Consider the following 15762-nt stretch of genomic DNA (forward strand, 5'->3'; position numbering starts at 1 on the left):
GATCCACCCCTACCGATTGGAACGCGTCATGAACCTGTCCCGAAACGCCTCCCGTGCTGCAGCGGTCACGCTCCTGGCCGGCGCTGCTGCCCTTGGTCTCAGCGCCTGCTCCGGGACATCCGCAACGATGGCGGTCCAGGCGACAGCCTCGGCGCCTGCTTCTTCCGCTGCGTCAGCCGCAGCCTCGTCGTCAATGGACCCCTCGATGGGTTCGATGTCGATGAGCACGTCGGGGGCGCCGTCATCGTCATCGTCATCGGCCACGACCGACCTGACGATCCACATCAAGAACTACGGGTACTCCAAGCTGGAGGTGCCGGCCGGCGCGACCGTGACCGTCATGAACATGGACCCGGAGACGCACACCGTGACAGCGGACGACAAGTCCTTCGACGTGACTGCGCCGGGAGATCAAAGCGTGACGTTCACGGCGCCGTCAAAGCCCGGGACCTACACGTTCTTCTGCAAGTACCACTCGAACATGCACGGCACCCTCACCGTGAAGTGACGCGGAGCGGGAGCCGCTACTTGTGGGTGCGGCGACTGCCGCCATGCCAGTCCTCCTGCAGCCCGGCCTCATCCTCCGTGACGCCGAAGCTGCGCAGTTGGGGGCGCTCCCGCAGGCTGCGCTTCAGCTCGGCGAACCCGGGAAAGCGCGCCAAGCCCACGACGTGGTCCCAAAGTTCCGCGGCGTCTTCCTCTCGGGGCAGCCGGCTGATCACGGGCCCGAAGAACGCGACCCCGGCGGGCGGCTCGAAGTGCAGAATCGGCGTGCCGACGTCCTTCCCGGTGAGCGCGAGCGCTTCCTCCCCTTCGGCCCGGATCAGCGCGTCCCACGACTTGTCCTCGAGCGCAGAAGCATGCACCGGATCAAGGCCGGCGGCGGCCAGTGCCGGCTGGACGAACTCGAGGGTGCCGCGGTGGTCCAGTTCGGGGGTGTCCCGGCTGGTGTCGGGCTCCGAATCGAAAATCCGCGCGCCAAGTGCTGCGTAGAGGGCGCCCACCGCTTCCGGACCGTGGTCCGCGCGCACCGCGGCGGCGACACGAAGCAGGCGCAGGCCCGCGGTGTGCCCGGCTTCATAGCCTTCCGGGAACTGCGCGTCATAGTCAACGTTGGAGTTGATGAGCCGCAGCGAGATGAACCGCCACTCCACCGCGTAATCGCGCTGCCGGGCGACCATGCGCACCCATTTGCTGGTCATCCAGGCGAACGGACAGACCGGATCGAAGTAGAACCTGATGTCGGGGTCGCTCATTGGTGTGCCTCCAGGTGGGTGATGATCGCTTCTGCTACCTGCTCGGGCGAATCCTCGGTCGGGATGTGCTTGCCGGGGACTTCCGTCAGGTCGGCGTTGGGGATCTCTTCGACGTACCGGCCCGCGAAGGAGAGCTTCTGGTACTCATCGTCCCGGCCCCAGACCAGACGGGTCGGTATCGCCGCCTTCTGCAGCGCAGGAACCAGGTCCAGCGTGAAGTGCGGGTCCGCCGCTGCTGCCATCGCCATCCACGACCGCTGCCGCGCCGGGTCCTGCCACGGCGAGAGATAGTCCTCGACCTCTTCCTGGCTGAGCGGCCGGGCGACGGCGCCGCGGGTCGACGTTTCCCTCGCCCTGAGCAGCTCCTCGCCGCTGGTGGCCGCCCTTACCTCCGGGTTCCGGAATTTCTCGACAGCGGGCACCGGCCAGGAATCGAACATCACGGAGTTCATCAGGACGAGGCTTTTCACGCGCCCGCTCGTGGCCGCGAGGTGCTGGGCGATCCCGCCGCCAATGTCGTGCGCGGCGAGGTCGAACTCTCCGATCCCGAGTTCGTCGGCTGCGTCAAGAACTGCTGCGGCGAGTGCGGGGACTGTGGCATGCTCGACGTCGAGTTCGCCGCCGCTGCGCCCGAAGCCGGGAAGGTCCAGCGCGATCGACCGCCTCACCGTGCCGAGGGCGGGCATCACCGGCTGCCAGACCCGGCTCCAGAACGTTCCGTGCAGCAGCAACAGCGGTGCCGCGCCCTCGTCGCCGGAGACCAGATAGGAAAGTTCCGTCCCGTTGACTGTCACCTCTTGCCGGTTCATCGGGTGTGCCCTTCCAGCGCGGCGGGCAGCTCCGTGAGCGCTGTGATCTCAATATCCGAGGCCGCAAAATGCCCCGGGTACGCCGCTCCGGTCCGGTTCAGCCACGCCGTGCCCAGACCGGCCCGCGCAGCACCATGGAGGTCCCAGGGGTGCACCGCAACGAGGAGCATCTGCCCCGGCGCAGTACTGCAGGCCTCCGCGGCGTAGCGGTACGACGACGGCGCGGGCTTCCAGGCCGGGGCGTCCTCAACCGAGAGCAGGCGCTCAAACCGGTCGCGGATCCCGCCGGAGGAGAAGAGTTGCTCGGCGACCTGCGCCGACCCGTTCGAGAGGGTCACGAGCCGGTAGCCCGCGTTCTGCAGCGCCGAGACGCCGCCGGCGACGTCCGGCTGCAGTGCCAGTTGCTGGAAGCCTGCGAGGACGTGGTCCGCTGCCTCCTCCTTGCCCATGGTCAGGCCCTCCTCGGGCAGCAGGTCCATGAGCACGTTGCGGCCGATATCGGCGAATCCCCGCGCGTCCCCTGCTGCGGCAAGGGCGAAGCCGTCCCGCAGGAGCGTGGCGAACCACAGCTTGGCCAGCTCCGCGGGGGCTCCGGTTTCTGCGAAGCGGTGGCTGAGCGGGGACATATCGGACAGGGTTTCGTTGACGTCGAAGACGATGACGGACGGTCTGGCCATGTCGAGCTCCTCACATTGGGGTCCGTGACCAGCCTAGCCCTGCAACTTTGCCCGCCGATTGACGCTGCCCCCTGCGGAAGGCGGATTCCGGGCCCTGTCCGGGCGATTCGCGGGCAGAGTTGGCGGCGGGCAGAGTTGGCGGCATCCACATAGCCGCCCCCGAAACCCGCCGTGTCGGGGCTCCGTGAGAGCATGAAACCATGTCCGGGCCCGCCTATCCTCTCGTTGATGTCAACGACCTCATCAGGATGGTCGGCGCCACCGCGTACCACCGGGGCAGGGCCTACACGCGGGAGGGTGCCGTCGCCAGCCTTGACTGGGATGAGACCACCGGGTTCCTCGACGCCCGGGTCTCCGGAACGGCTCCCACGCCGTACCACGTGCGGGTCCAGCTGGTCCACCGGGGCGAGGGCTACCGGATGGCCGGGGACACCTGCACCTGCCCGGTGGGCTACGGCTGCAAGCACGTCGCTGCGGCGGTCACGGCCTCGAATCTGGAGCATGTCCGCCAGCGCCAGGGGCTGCTCTCCGCCGCCACCGCACCCTCCGGGACCGACTGGCAGCGCACCTTGGACGGCCTGATCGGTTCTCCCGCCACCGCCCCGGAGCCGTCCGGCAGGTCCGTCACTCCGCTGGGTCTGCAGTTCGACCTGCGGGATCTGGGCACGGCCCGGTCGGGCCGCTGGGGGGCCTCCCCGTTGAAGCGGGCCGCCAAGCGCCACCACTACCAGCTCGGCGTGCGGCCAGTGGTGCCGGGCGCCAAGGGCAACTGGGTCCGCAACAACCTGTCCTGGGGCAGCATCGGGTACCAGACCTACGGGCTGAAGCTGGACCCGGAGCAGCACCGCTGGTTCTCCCAGTTCCCCTCGCTGCACCGGGGCACCGGCATCACCTATTTCGGCCAAAACGACTCCTGGCTCTACCTCGACGACTTCGCCAACCCGCTGCTCTGGCAACTGCTGGCCGACGCGCAACGGCTGGGCATCGCGTTCGTCGGGGCGAAGAAGAGCCTGAGCGTCGTCGTCGGCGAGCGCGCAGTGCTGGGCATGGATGCGCGTCAGGACGACGCCGGGCTGGAGCTGACGCCCGTCCTCACCATCGACGGCGCACAGCACCCGCTGGAGTCCGCCGGACTGACCGGGAACCACGGCGTCTACACTTACCGGCCGCAACCTGACCCGGTGGTCACGCTCGCCCCGACAGTGCGCCCGCTGACAGAACAGGACGAGCAGCTCATTGAGCAGCCCCGGCCCGTCACTGTTCCCGCCGAGGACGCCGGGACCTTCCTGGAGCGCTACTACCCGGTGCTGCAGCAGCGGCTGGCCGTGACCAGCAGCGACGGCTCGGTCAGCTTCCCGGAGCTCGCTCCTCCGCTGCTCGTGCTCACCGCGAAGTTCAAGGCCGGCCATACCCTCACGCTGGACTGGTCCTGGGAGTACCGGCACGGCGCGGCCGTCGACACGAAGCCGCTGTTCGCCGCAGCCGGCGACACCGGCTACCGGGATACGGCAGCGGAAACGGCGGTGCTCGCCTCGGTGTCCCGGGCACTGCGCGGCGCCGACGTCCGCCAGCGCACCCTGGAGGACCTGGACGCCGCAGAATTTGCCGAGCATTCCATCCCCTTGCTGGAGAAGCTCGACGGCGTGCGGGTGGACATCAAGGGCAAGCGGCCGGACTACCGCGAGCTGACCGACGAACCCCAGCTGGTGATCAGCACCGTCGAATCCGACCGCCGGGACTGGTTCGACCTGGGTGTGATGGTCAAGGTCGGCGGCAAATCGATCCCCTTCGACCACATCTTCAAGGCCCTCGCCAAGGGCAAATCCAAGGTGCTGCTCACGGACGGCCGGTACTTCTCCATCAACCGGCCGGAGTTCCAGCAGCTGAACCGGCTGATCGAGGACTCGCGCGAGCTGCAGGAGTGGGAAACCGGACCCCGGATCAGCCGCTACCAGGCCGGGCTCTGGGAGGAACTGGAGGAACTCGCGGGCGAAACCGTGCAGGCCCAGGCCTGGCGCCAGTCCGTGAAGGGGCTGCTGGACTTCGCCTCCTCGGACCGGGTGCACCTCGGCGCCGCTGCCCTGCCGCGCGGGCTCAAGGCGGAGCTGCGCCCCTACCAGCTGGAGGGCTACCAGTGGCTGGCGTTCCTCTGGGAGCACTCGCTCGGCGGCGTGCTCGCGGACGACATGGGCCTCGGCAAGACGCTGCAGACCCTGGCCCTGCTCTCGCATGCGCGGGAGGTTGAGCGGGAAGCCGCCCCGCGCCCGTTCCTCGTGGTCGCTCCGACGTCGGTGGTACCGAACTGGGCCTCCGAGGCGCAGCGCTTCACGCCGGATCTGAAGGTCGTCACCGTCTCGGACAGCTCCACCAAGGGCAAGGTGCCGCTGGCCGACGCGGTGGCAGGGGCCGACGTCGTCGTCACCTCCTACACGCTGTTCCGGCTGGACTTTGACCGGTACCGGGCGCTGGGCTGGGACGGGCTGATCCTGGACGAGGCCCAGTTCGTGAAGAACAAGGGCACGCGTGTGCACCAATGCGCCCGGGACCTGGACGCGCCGTTCAAGCTCGCGATCACCGGCACGCCGATGGAAAACAACCTGATGGAGCTGTGGTCCCTCTTCGCGATCGTCGCCCCGGGCCTGTTCCCGTCCGCCCGGCTGTTCGCCGAGGACTACCAGAGGCCGATCGAGCGCAACGGGGATGAGCGCAAGCTGGCGACCTTGCGGCGGCGGATCCGGCCCCTGATGATGCGCCGCACCAAGGAGGCGGTCGCCAAGGAGCTGCCGGCGAAGCAGGAGCAGGTGCTCGAAGTGGAGCTCGGCCCCAAGCACCGGAAGATTTATCAGACGCACCTGCAGCGCGAGCGGCAGAAGATCATGGGCCTGCTCGAGGACCTGGACCGGCAGCGGTTCATCGTCTTCCGCTCCCTCACCCTGCTGCGGCTGATGAGCCTGGACGCGTCGCTGGTGGATGAGGCGTACGACGGGGTGCCGTCCGCCAAGCTGGATGCGTTGTTCGAGCAGCTCGAGGACGTGCTCGCCGAGGGCCACCGCGCGCTCGTGTTCAGCCAGTTCACCTCCTTCCTGAAGAAGGCCGCCGCCCGGCTGGACGCCGAAGGGGTCGAATACACCTACCTCGACGGCTCCACGCGGCGCCGGGCGGAGGTCATCGAGAAGTTCAAGTCCGGCCACGCCGGGGTGTTCCTGATCAGCCTCAAGGCCGGCGGGTTCGGCCTGAACCTGACCGAGGCGGACTACTGCTTCCTGCTGGACCCGTGGTGGAACCCTGCCACCGAGGCCCAGGCGGTGGACCGCACCCACCGGATCGGCCAGACGCGCAACGTCATGGTCTACCGGATGGTCGCCAAGGGAACCATCGAGGAAAAGGTCATGGCCCTGAAGGAACAAAAGGCCAAGCTCTTCAGCTCCGTGATGGACGACGACGCCGCGTTCAGTTCAGCGCTCACCGCCGAGGATATCCGCGGGCTGCTGGAGGTGTAGCAGGCCTACCTCTACCGGCCGGGCGGAGTGAGTGGTAGCACTGAGACATGGACACCTGCCGTCCCTCCCCCATCACGTTCCGCCGCCGGCCCGCTGCCGCAGCAGCCGCTTTCGCCGCGGGGTTGCTGCTCTCAGCGACGGCCTGCACCGCGCCCCAGCCTGCCGGGCCGCAGGACACCTCTTCAGCTTCGGCTGGGACGGCCACGGGCGCACCTGCAGCCACCGGCACGGCCTCGGCGCCGGCCACGAAACCGTCCGGCGCAGCCAAGGGCAGCACAGGCTCATCCTCCGGGACCGTCTCCATCCCGCAGATCGTCAAGGATGTCGAACCGTCCGTGGTGACGATCCGCACGGATGAGGGCCTGGGCAGCGGCGTGGTCTACCGGGCGGACGGGACCATCCTGTCAGACGCCCACGTGGTGGAGGACCAGCAGAAGCAGCCGTTCAGGACCGTGCAGGTGCAGTTCGCGGACGGCAGCCAGGCGGACGCAACGGTGGTCGGCGTCGACAACCCGACCGACGTCGCCGTGATCAAGGCGAAGCGGACCGGTCTGCCGGCCGCAACCTTCGCCACCGCGGAGCCGGAAGTCGGTTCGCTCACCGTGGTGATCGGGACGCCGCTCGGGCTGACCGAGACGGTGACGAGCGGCATCGTGTCCGGCCTGCACCGGAACATGCCGCCATCCCAGGAGTCACCCAGCGGATCCCTTGACCTGCTGCAAACCGATGCGGCGATCTCCCCCGGCAACTCGGGTGGCGCCGTCGTCGGCCCTGACGGGAAGGTGATCGGCCTGTCCGAGGCCTACATCCCGCCGAGTTCCGGGGCCGTGGCAATCGGCTTCGTGACGCCGTCGACCACTGTCACGAACGTGGCCGAGCAGCTGCTCAAGAACGGGACCGTCAAGCACGCCCTGCTCGGTGTCGTGCCGACCGACCTGACGCCGCAGATCGCCCAGCAGTTCAATCTCTCCGCGACGGAGGGTGCACTGGTGATCGACGTCAGCTCGGGCGGACCGGCCGCGAAAGCCGGCATTTCGGCCGGCGACATCATCATCTCCTTCGGCGGCACAAAGGTCAGCAGCGTCACCGACCTGCTCGCCGCCCTCCGCCAGCACGACCCGGGGCAGCGGGTGGATGTGACCGTCCGGCGCGGCTCGGGCACCAAGACCGTCTCGGTCACCCTCGGCAACAGCGCCGGCGGCTAGAGCCTGGAGAGAGCGCCGGCAGCTAGAGCGGGCGCTAGTCCTCCGCGGGAAGCATTTCGAGCGGCGGCCGCATCTCGCGGATGAGGTCCTCGAAGGTCTGATCCTTCGGGTCCTGCAGCGACAGGACCAGCCCTTCCGCCAATTCGTTCACCTTCAGGTTCAGCCGCTGGCTCGCCTTGGACAGCAGCGCAAACGCGGCGTCCGGCCCGACCCGCAGCCTGCCCATGACGGCGCCTTTGACCTGCTCGATGGCGGCGCGGTGCTGCACGGACCGCTGGACGGCTTCCCGCGCCAGGTTGTCCGACTCCAGATGCACGGTGGAGGTGAGCTCGGTAAGAATCCCCTGCATGCGCGCCACGCGCCCGTGCGCGTCGTGCAGGCCGCACCCGGTGGCGATCACCTGCCGGACAACGCCGTTGGAGTCCACCAGCCGCCGGTAGTCGCTGAACGGTTCGCCGCTCCGCAGCGATCTCAACACCAACTCGGAGACAAATTCACGGTCCTCGGGATGGACATGGGCCAGGATGAGCTCCGTGCTGGGGACCACCTCGCCGCGGACGTAGCCGTGGATCTCGAACATCTCGTCCGACCACTCCCACGCGTCGGACTCGGGAAAGTAGGTAAAAACGCCAGCGCGCAGGTGGTCATTGCGGCCCAATACGGTTGAGAAGGTGTCTACGCGCGGTTCCCCCTTGCTCTTGCCGTTGAAGGAGTTCGTGGTGGCGTCGGTCGTCATGATGCTGCTTTCGTGCACGTACTTATGTCGGGTGCGGCCCCTTCTTAACCGCATCCGCTGACTCTTTTTTGGAAGCATACTAAACGGGCACGGTTTCCGGCATCGAGTAGAGAAAACCATAAGCAGGCTGTTGTTTGCGCTAAAGCAAGTTATTCTAGAGGAACAACCGGTGGCACTGCCGCCGTATCTGCCCACCATTTGACCGTGAAGGGGGCGCAGGTGGAATCCTTGCCACTGGCGTTGTTGCTCTTGATCTTTGTTGCCGCGGCTGCTGCCATCTGGGTCGCCGGCATCCAGCTGTCCAAACAGACCGACATCCTCGATGTGCGGCTGCATCTTGGCTCCGCCTTGGGCGGCCTCATCCTCCTGGCGGTGGCGACGAACCTGCCGGAGATAGCCATCACCGTCACCGCCGCCTCCTCCGGCAACGTCGGGGTGGCGGTGGGCAACATTCTGGGTGGTATCGCCGTCCAGACAGTCGTACTCGTCATCCTCGACCTTTTCGGCACCAAGGGCAGTGAGCCCTTGAGCTACCGGGCGGCGTCGCTGTCCCTGGTGATCGAGGCCATCACCGTCATCGGAGTGCTCGGCGTCGTCATCGCCGGCAGCCAGATGCCCGGTTCGCTGGTCGCCTTCCGCCTCACGCCGGCCGCGGTGCTGATTACGCTGATCTGGGTGCTCGGACTGATCCTGGTCAAGCGCTCCCAGAAAGCGCTGCCGTGGCACGAAGCAGGAGAGGCGCCGGGCAGCCAGGCCAAGCCCCGCGGCCACAGCAAGGACGCCTCCTCGAAGAACAAGAAGGCGCCCAGCACCGGCAAGGCCCTGACCATCTTCCTCATCGCTGCGGCGGTGACCTTGGCTGCCGGCGTGCTCCTGGAACGCAGCGGGGACGCGATCGCGGGCCACATCGGTCTTTCCGGCGTCCTGTTCGGGGCGACGTTCCTGGCGCTGGCGACCTCGCTCCCGGAGATCTCCACCGGCCTGGCGTCGGTGAAGCAGGGGGACTACAAGCTCGCCTTCAGCGACATTTTCGGCGGCAACGCTTTCCTGCCGGTGCTCTTCCTCGTCGCCGTCCTGATCTCCGGAAAGCCCGTCCTGCCGCAGGCGCAGGCCACGGACATCTACCTCACGGCCCTGGCCATCCTGCTGACCCTGACCTACATCCTCGGGCTGGTGTTCCGGCCCCGGAAGAAGGTCCTGGGGATGGGGACCGATTCGCTGATTGTCCTCATCCTGTACATCCTCGGCGTCGCCGGCCTGTTCGCCGTCGCCTCCACGGGGTAGGCGGCGGTCAGTCTCCCTTGGGCTGGCCGGCCACGAGCTTCGCCGCTTCCTGGATCTTGACGATCGCGGCCATCTCCTGGTCGAGGTTCTGCCTCAGCAGCTGCGCGACGGCCGGCTGTCCAAGGGCATCGGCGCTCGTGATGAGCCCCTCGTACACCGCCGTTTCGTAGTGTTCCGTCTCAAGCGCACCGGAGAGGACGACGACGTCGGCCAGCCCGGCGTCGGTCTTGCGCAGCGTGGCCTTTCCCTCTTTGGCCAGGCCCTTCGTGGTCGGCGACGGCGACTCGTGCACCGGCTGGCCCAGCAGGGAGAAGCACTGCTCGAGGTTCGCGATCTGCTGCCGCGTCTCCCCCGCGTGCTCGCGGAAAAGCGTCTTCAGGTCCGCCCGCTGCGCCTCTGACTCCAGATCCTCCAGCATGTGCAGCGAGTCCTTCTCCATCGTCATCGCCGATCCCAGCTTGAAAATGAAGAGCTGTTCGGGTGTTTCCAGATGTTCAAACATTGTTCCTCCTGTTGGTCGGGCCCTGCCGGGACCGGGTCTATTCCTGCACGACATCTATTCCTGCACGACGCGGATTGTATTGAAGTCGGGGTCCGCCGGGTCCGGGAGCACCATGCCGGCTTCGGAGCCGGTCCGCAGGTACTCCAGGACGCCGTCGTTCAGCCGTTCGCCGGGAACCACAGCCGGAACACCCGGCGCTCCGGAGGATGACCGGTCATCAAGACCCGCCGTGGCCAGCACGTCGGAACGGAAGGTGTCGATGCCGAGCGTCTGGACGGTCCGCGGGTCCGCTCCCCTGCCCCGGCGGTGGCCCGGCGGCGTGAAGCCGTACCGGTCGAGCTTGTGATACTCGACGAGTCCGTCAAGGATCGGGGCCTCCCTTTGGTCCATGCCGGCGACTCCTCAGGTTGGGTTCCACATAGTAAGCTTGCTTCTCATTCTTGTGGTGGCGCGTCCCCGGCGCAACCTTCACCGCTCCGGCGGAAGCTAGGCTCTCCTGCATGGAGCCTTCACCGTCACAACCTTCCGTCCCGGTCGAGGCGCTCACGCGCAGCGTGGACGAAGGGTTTCCCCTGGCCCTGCAGGAGCTGAAGACGCTGGTGGCCGTGCCGGGAATCGCATGGCCGGCCTTCGACCCGTCCGAGCTGCGCCTGAGCGCCGACCTGGTGGCCGGCCTCGCCGCGGCGGCCGGGCTGTCCGACGTGCGGATCCTCGCTGCTGCCACGGCGGACGGCACGCCCGGGAGCCCGGCCGTCCTCGCCCGCAAGCCCGCACAGCCCGGGTGGCCGACGGTGCTGCTGTACGCCCATCACGACGTCCAACCGCCCGGGGAACGCGCCGAATGGGAGAGCGAGCCCTTCGCCGCTGTCGAGCGCGACGGCCGGCTGTGGGGACGAGGGGTCGCGGACGACAAATCGGGAATCATCACACACCTTGCCGCTTTCCGGGCCCTCACCCAGGTCCTGGGCGACGACGTCGGGCTCGGCGTCACCCTCTTCGTCGAGGGCGAGGAAGAAGCCGGCTCACCATCGCTGGCCGCCTTCCTGGACGACCACGAGGCAGCCCTTCGCGCCGACGTCGCGGTCGTGGCCGATTCCGGGGTCTGGCAGGTAGGCGTTCCGGCGCTCACCACCAGCCTGCGCGGGCTCATCGATGGCACGATCGAACTGCGGGCCCTGGGCCACGGACTCCATTCGGGCACCTACGGCGGCCCCGCCCTCGACGCGGTAACGCTGCTGGCCCAGCTGATCGCCAGCTTCCACGACGCCACCGGCGCGGTCGCCGTCGACGGGCTGGCATCAAGCGACACGGTGGACGCGGACATGACGGAGGAATCCTTCCGGCTGGACGCCCGCATCCCGGACAGCGTCCGTCTGGCCGGCACCGGGCCGATCACGGCGCGGCTGTGGAACAAGCCGGCACTGGCCATTACCGGCATCGACGCTCCGGCCGTCGCGGTGGCCTCGAATACACTCATCCCCTCGGCCCGCGCCAAAGTGAGCCTGCGGCTGGCGCCGGGCGACAGCCCCGGGAACGCGTTCGAGGCGATGCGCACGCACATCGAGGCACACACCCCGATGGGCGCCGAAGTCACTTTCACTCCGGGGCGTGCGAGTTCACCCTTTGCCGCGGACACCACCTCGCCGGCCGTCCGTGGCGCCCTGTGGGCGATGCGGGAGGCCTGGCACGCCGCTCCGGTCCTGATGGGGGTGGGTGGTTCCATCCCCATTGTGGCAGCCCTCGCCGAGCGCTACCCGCAGGCCCAGATCCTGATCACCGGCGCTGAAGATCCGGACACCCGGGCGCACGGAGCCAATGAGTCCCTTCATCTGGGCGAGTTTCGCCGGTCCATCCTCGCCGAGACGCTCCTGCTGGCCCAACTCGCTCTCGCAAAATCATAAGCTTGCTGATAGTTTTTCGGCATAGGACGCCGATCCGTTCGAAGGAGAGCCGGTGCACTTGCCTTACAGCTTCACGACCTACGGGACGGACGCGGACGTGCGTCTTGGCCTCGCCATCCTCAAAGACCCCTCCTACAGCGTCTATCTCGACGATGAATACAGCTACATCGCGATCTTCCTCGACTATCCGGAGGCCAACCACGTGTACTGCGCCGGGACGGTCGGGAACGGGCATCTGATCGACTATTTCCAGCGCTGTTACCTCGACACCGTCATCGCGCAGGCGTGGCGGCACGGGCTGCCGCTCCGCGTGCACCACCACATCAGCGACGAGGAGCGGATTCTGCACGAAGCGCACCTGGCGCACGGGCACGGCCTCGAAGCTTCGTAGCCCGTGCCCGCACGCACCGAACGCCCGGACTCTGCTTTTTCTGCAGGGGCCTCAGCCGCCGGGGCCTCAGCTGCCGGTGTCCGGGGCGGGTTTTTCCTCGTCCCCGCGGTCCGGTCCTTCCGCGGGCTCCTCGGCTCTGCTCCTCGTGTCCGTGGGGTCCTGCGATTCGTCGCCCTCCGCGGGCGCCTCGCTGTGGACCCGCTCGTCCGGTGCCGGTTCCTGGGGATCATTCATGCTGGGCACTCCTTTGCGGCAATCATTCCCGATACCGATGCCGGAAGCCTACGTCCTGCTTCCCTGCCGTGGATACCCCACCGCCCCGGCCATGTGGGCGGCCCGCCGGACAGCCCGCCCGGGCGACGACTGCCCTTGTTTGCCCTTGTTTTTCACCACCAGATGCTCTAGGAGTTGACCATGCCGGCCATGCTGCGGTCACTGGAAACGGCGGTTCCCGCCACCACTCTCACCCAGAACGAGGTGCGGGACGTCTTCGCCGCGCAGCCCGGGCTGTCCCGGCTGGGGGCACGCCTCGTGAAGACGTGCTTCGACGGGTCCGGGATCGACACCCGCTACACGGCTGTGGAGGAAATGAGCCTGGCCCGGCACAGCGACAACCCTGTCTTCTTCGATGCCGGGTCGGGACTGCTGCTGAGCCCGAGCACCAAGGTCCGGAACGAGCTCTTTGCCACGGAGGCGACAAAGCTCTTCGTCGACGCCGCGGCGCGGGCGCTGGCCGCCTGCGAGGGGGTGGAGGCTGCGGACGTGACGCACGTCGTCACCGTTTCCTGCACAGGGTTCTTCAACCCTGGGCCGGACTACCGGATCGTGCGGGAACTGAACCTGGACCCGGCCGTGGAGCGGTACCACCTCGGCTTCATGGGCTGTTACGCCGCTTTCCCCGCCCTCCGGGCGGCGAAAGCCTTCTGCGATGCGGATCCGAACGCCGTCGTCCTAGTGGTGGCAGCGGAGCTGTGCTCCCTGCACGTGCGCAGCTCCAACAACCCTGACACCATCATGGGCTCCTCGTTGTTCGGCGACGGCGCCGGAGCCGCCGTGGTCACGGCGCGGCAGCTCCCGCCCGGCGCTCCGGCCATCCGGCTGGACGCCTTCGCCACCACCCTCACGCCCGTCGGCGAGGATTCCATGGCGTGGAACATCGGCGACGAAGGCTTCGAGATGGTGCTGGGCACCTACGTGCCGCACATCATCGAGGAGCACATCACCGGCGCCCTGGAACCGCTGCTGGCGGGCAGCCCGGCCTTCGCTTCCGGCAGGCACAGCGACATCCCGCACTGGGCCATCCATCCGGGCGGCCGCAGCATCCTGGACCGGATAGAAACCGTCCTCGGCCTGACGGCGGAGCAGCTCCTCCCGGCCCGCGACACCCTCCGCCGGTACGGGAACATGAGCAGCGCCACCGTGCTGTTTGTCCTCAAGCACATCCTCGAACAGGACCCCGGCCGCGAGGACGAACCCATTTGCGCGATGGCGTTCGGCCCCGGCCTGACCGTGGAGACCGGCCTGTTCACCAAGATCGCCCCGGGCAGATGATCCTGCTCCGCAACAGAGCTCTCGACGCCGTTGAGGAGATGGACAAGCCCGATTGCGATCCCCGGCTGCTGGCGAGAACCTACGCGCAGTTCCGGCTGGTGAACCGGCCCATCGCCCGGTGGCGGACGATCTACAGGAAATGGCTCCGCCCCGCCATGGTTCCCGGCCGGCCCTGCTCGCTGCTCGACGTCGGGTGCGGCGGCGGCGACGTCGCCTTCGATCTTGTCCGCTGGGCGGCGCGCGACGGAATCGAGCTTGCCGTTACCGCCATTGACCCGGATGAGCGCGCACTCGCCTTCTCCACCGCACACCCGCAAGCCGGGGCGGTGACGTTTCGCAGGGCCACCAGCGCGGACCTGGTGAAGGAAGCCGCCACGTTCGACTTCGTGGTCTCCAATCACGTGCTCCACCATCTGGGGGACGCGGAACTGACCGGCCTCCTCGCCGATTCAAAGCAGCTCTGCCGGCGGCTGGCGCTGCACAACGACATTGAACGCTCCCCCGCCGCCTACCTGCTCTTCTTCCTCGGCGCCCTGCCGTTCCGGGGATCCTTCATCCGGCGCGACGGGCTGACCTCGATCCGCCGCAGCTACACGGTGCAGGAGCTGGAGCGCGCGGCCCCCGAGGGGTGGTCCGCGCGCCGCCTGGCTCCGTTCCGTACCCTGCTCGTGCACCAGCCCGCGGGGGCATGAGGTGCACGACGTCGTGATCGTCGGCGGCGGCCCGGTCGGCCTGTACCTGGGGATTCTGCTGCTGCAACGGGGACTGAGCATCGCGGTGCTGGAGCAGCGGGCCACAGCGCCCGCCCACTCCAAGGCCATCGGGATCCATCCGCCTGCCCTGGAGGCACTCGACCGGGCCGAGGTGGCACGCGACCTGGTGGCCGCCGGGGTGAAAATCGACCGCGGCGTGGCCTTGAGCAACGGCAGGGAAATCGCTCGGCTGAGCTTCGACCGGCCGGGAATGCAGCCGCCGTTCATCCTCTCCGTCCCGCAATGGCGGACCGAAGCAGTACTCGAGCGCCGCCTCCGCGCCCTGGACCCCGGCGCTCTGGTCCGAGGAGCCCGGGTGGGCCGCGTCGAGCACCGCTCAACCCACGCCGTCGTCAGCGCGGACCGCGCGGGCTCCTTGGAGAAGTTCGAGGCACGCTTTGTCATTGGTGCCGACGGCGCGCGCTCGGCGGTCCGGGCCGGCCTGGGCATCCGGGCGCCCGAGCGGGTCCACCCGGACGCCTATCTGATGGGCGACTTCGCCGACCCCGGCACCAACCGGACCACGGCAGTCCTCCACCTCGAGGCGGCCGGCGTCGTCGAATCCTTCCCGCTGCCGGAGGGCATGCGCCGCTGGGTGGTGCGCATGCCGTCCGCTGTGATCGGCGCCGCACCGGAGGACCTCTCGGCGATCGTCCATGCCCGGACCGGCATCAGCCCGGATCCGCGCACCAGCACCATGCTGAGCTCGTTCACCCCGCGCACCACAATTGCCCGCAACTCGGTGCAGGGCCGGACAGTTCTCATCGGCGACGCGGCCCACGAGGTGAGCCCCATCGGCGGGCAGGGAATGAACCTCGGATGGCTCGACGCGGCAGCCCTGGCACCCCTGCTCACCGCCGCCTCGGCCCGCGGTTCGGCCGGGCCGGGCGCCGCGGACTTCCTCCGCTACGAAGCGGACCGGCGCCGCGCGGCGCTCACTGCGGCCCGGCGTGCCCACGTGAACATGCTGCTCGGGCGCCCCCTCCCGCCGGACGTGGTGAAGGCCCGCGACGCCCTGCTGCGCTCGCTCTTCGGGGCGCCCCCGGTAGCTGCCTGGGCCACCCGCCGGTTCACCATGCAGTGACCGGGCACTGGGCAGTGATCGGGCATTGCGCAATGATCGGGCATTGTGCAGGGCCCTTGTCCTCTACCGCGCGGGTCCCTAGTGTGGGGAAGGTCCGACCGGCCGAGGCAAGAG

General features: G+C 68.3%; 16 protein-coding genes. 9 read left to right on the plus strand and 7 right to left on the minus strand.

Annotation, left to right across the window (positions count from 1 at the left end):
- The first annotated feature begins 28 nt into the window (after positions 1–28).
- Positions 29–508: a cupredoxin domain-containing protein gene (locus KIH31_RS15820; RefSeq protein WP_214428104.1), complete on the plus strand. Its 480-nt coding sequence runs from the start codon at positions 29–31 to the stop codon at positions 506–508.
- A 16-nt stretch (positions 509–524) separates the two neighbouring features.
- On the opposite strand, the gene KIH31_RS15825 is transcribed toward KIH31_RS15820, so the two are convergent.
- The 3 genes from KIH31_RS15825 to KIH31_RS15835 are packed head-to-tail and all read right to left on the minus strand — an operon-like array spanning position 525 to position 2742.
- Positions 525–1256, minus strand: a complete 732-nt coding sequence (locus tag KIH31_RS15825) for a hypothetical protein (protein WP_214428105.1) — start codon at positions 1254–1256, stop codon at positions 525–527.
- Complete coding sequence (locus KIH31_RS15830) at positions 1253–2065, minus strand: alpha/beta fold hydrolase (RefSeq protein WP_214428106.1); 813 nt, start codon at positions 2063–2065, stop codon at positions 1253–1255. Before KIH31_RS15830 ends, KIH31_RS15825 begins: the two co-directional genes overlap by 4 nt.
- On the minus strand, positions 2062–2742 hold the full coding sequence (locus KIH31_RS15835; protein ID WP_214428107.1) for a haloacid dehalogenase type II: 681 nt from the start codon (positions 2740–2742) through the stop codon (positions 2062–2064). Before KIH31_RS15835 ends, KIH31_RS15830 begins: the two co-directional genes overlap by 4 nt.
- A gap of 200 nt (positions 2743–2942) precedes the next feature.
- On the opposite strand from KIH31_RS15835, the gene KIH31_RS15840 reads away from it, so the two are divergent.
- Positions 2943–6242, plus strand: coding sequence for a DEAD/DEAH box helicase (locus KIH31_RS15840; protein WP_214428108.1), 3300 nt, complete (start codon positions 2943–2945; stop codon positions 6240–6242).
- A gap of 47 nt (positions 6243–6289) precedes the next feature.
- Positions 6290–7447: a S1C family serine protease gene (locus KIH31_RS15845; RefSeq protein WP_214428109.1), complete on the plus strand. Its 1158-nt coding sequence runs from the start codon at positions 6290–6292 to the stop codon at positions 7445–7447.
- Positions 7448–7481: 34 nt separating this feature from the next.
- Here the strand turns inward: KIH31_RS15845 and KIH31_RS15850 are convergent, their stop codons facing one another.
- Positions 7482–8183 carry a PAS and ANTAR domain-containing protein gene (locus KIH31_RS15850; RefSeq protein ID WP_214428110.1) on the minus strand — a complete coding sequence of 234 codons (702 nt, stop codon included), beginning with the start codon at positions 8181–8183 and terminating at the stop codon, positions 7482–7484.
- Positions 8184–8402: 219 nt separating this feature from the next.
- On the opposite strand from KIH31_RS15850, the gene KIH31_RS15855 reads away from it, so the two are divergent.
- Positions 8403–9467, plus strand: a complete 1065-nt coding sequence (locus tag KIH31_RS15855) for a sodium:calcium antiporter (protein WP_214428111.1) — start codon at positions 8403–8405, stop codon at positions 9465–9467.
- Positions 9468–9474: 7 nt separating this feature from the next.
- Here the strand turns inward: KIH31_RS15855 and KIH31_RS15860 are convergent, their stop codons facing one another.
- Both KIH31_RS15860 and KIH31_RS15865 read right to left on the minus strand, forming a co-directional pair.
- Positions 9475–9969: a ferritin-like domain-containing protein gene (locus tag KIH31_RS15860; protein ID WP_214428112.1), complete on the minus strand. Its 495-nt coding sequence runs from the start codon at positions 9967–9969 to the stop codon at positions 9475–9477.
- Between the two features lie 54 nt (positions 9970–10023).
- Positions 10024–10359 carry a hypothetical protein gene (locus KIH31_RS15865; protein ID WP_214428113.1) on the minus strand — a complete coding sequence of 112 codons (336 nt, stop codon included), beginning with the start codon at positions 10357–10359 and terminating at the stop codon, positions 10024–10026.
- 110 nt (positions 10360–10469) lie between these two features.
- Between KIH31_RS15865 and KIH31_RS15870 the strand changes: the two genes are divergently transcribed.
- Both KIH31_RS15870 and KIH31_RS15875 read left to right on the plus strand, forming a co-directional pair.
- Positions 10470–11870, plus strand: coding sequence for a M20/M25/M40 family metallo-hydrolase (locus KIH31_RS15870; RefSeq protein ID WP_214428114.1), 1401 nt, complete (start codon positions 10470–10472; stop codon positions 11868–11870).
- 52 nt (positions 11871–11922) lie between these two features.
- Complete coding sequence (locus KIH31_RS15875) at positions 11923–12261, plus strand: hypothetical protein (protein ID WP_214428115.1); 339 nt, start codon at positions 11923–11925, stop codon at positions 12259–12261.
- 66 nt (positions 12262–12327) lie between these two features.
- Here KIH31_RS15875 and KIH31_RS15880 read toward each other — a convergent pair whose 3' ends face one another.
- Positions 12328–12495, minus strand: coding sequence for a hypothetical protein (locus KIH31_RS15880; protein WP_214428116.1), 168 nt, complete (start codon positions 12493–12495; stop codon positions 12328–12330).
- A 180-nt stretch (positions 12496–12675) separates the two neighbouring features.
- Between KIH31_RS15880 and KIH31_RS15885 the strand changes: the two genes are divergently transcribed.
- The 3 genes from KIH31_RS15885 to KIH31_RS15895 are packed head-to-tail and all read left to right on the plus strand — an operon-like array spanning position 12676 to position 15648.
- Positions 12676–13812: a type III polyketide synthase gene (locus KIH31_RS15885; RefSeq protein ID WP_214428117.1), complete on the plus strand. Its 1137-nt coding sequence runs from the start codon at positions 12676–12678 to the stop codon at positions 13810–13812.
- Complete coding sequence (locus KIH31_RS15890) at positions 13809–14504, plus strand: class I SAM-dependent methyltransferase (RefSeq protein WP_214428118.1); 696 nt, start codon at positions 13809–13811, stop codon at positions 14502–14504. Before KIH31_RS15885 ends, KIH31_RS15890 begins: the two co-directional genes overlap by 4 nt.
- 1 nt (position 14505) lies before the next feature.
- Complete coding sequence (locus tag KIH31_RS15895) at positions 14506–15648, plus strand: NAD(P)/FAD-dependent oxidoreductase (RefSeq protein WP_214428119.1); 1143 nt, start codon at positions 14506–14508, stop codon at positions 15646–15648.
- The last annotated feature ends 114 nt before the right edge of the window (positions 15649–15762 follow it).

Source organism: Paenarthrobacter sp. DKR-5, from assembly GCF_018531425.1.
Lineage (GTDB): Bacteria > Actinomycetota > Actinomycetes > Actinomycetales > Micrococcaceae > DKR-5.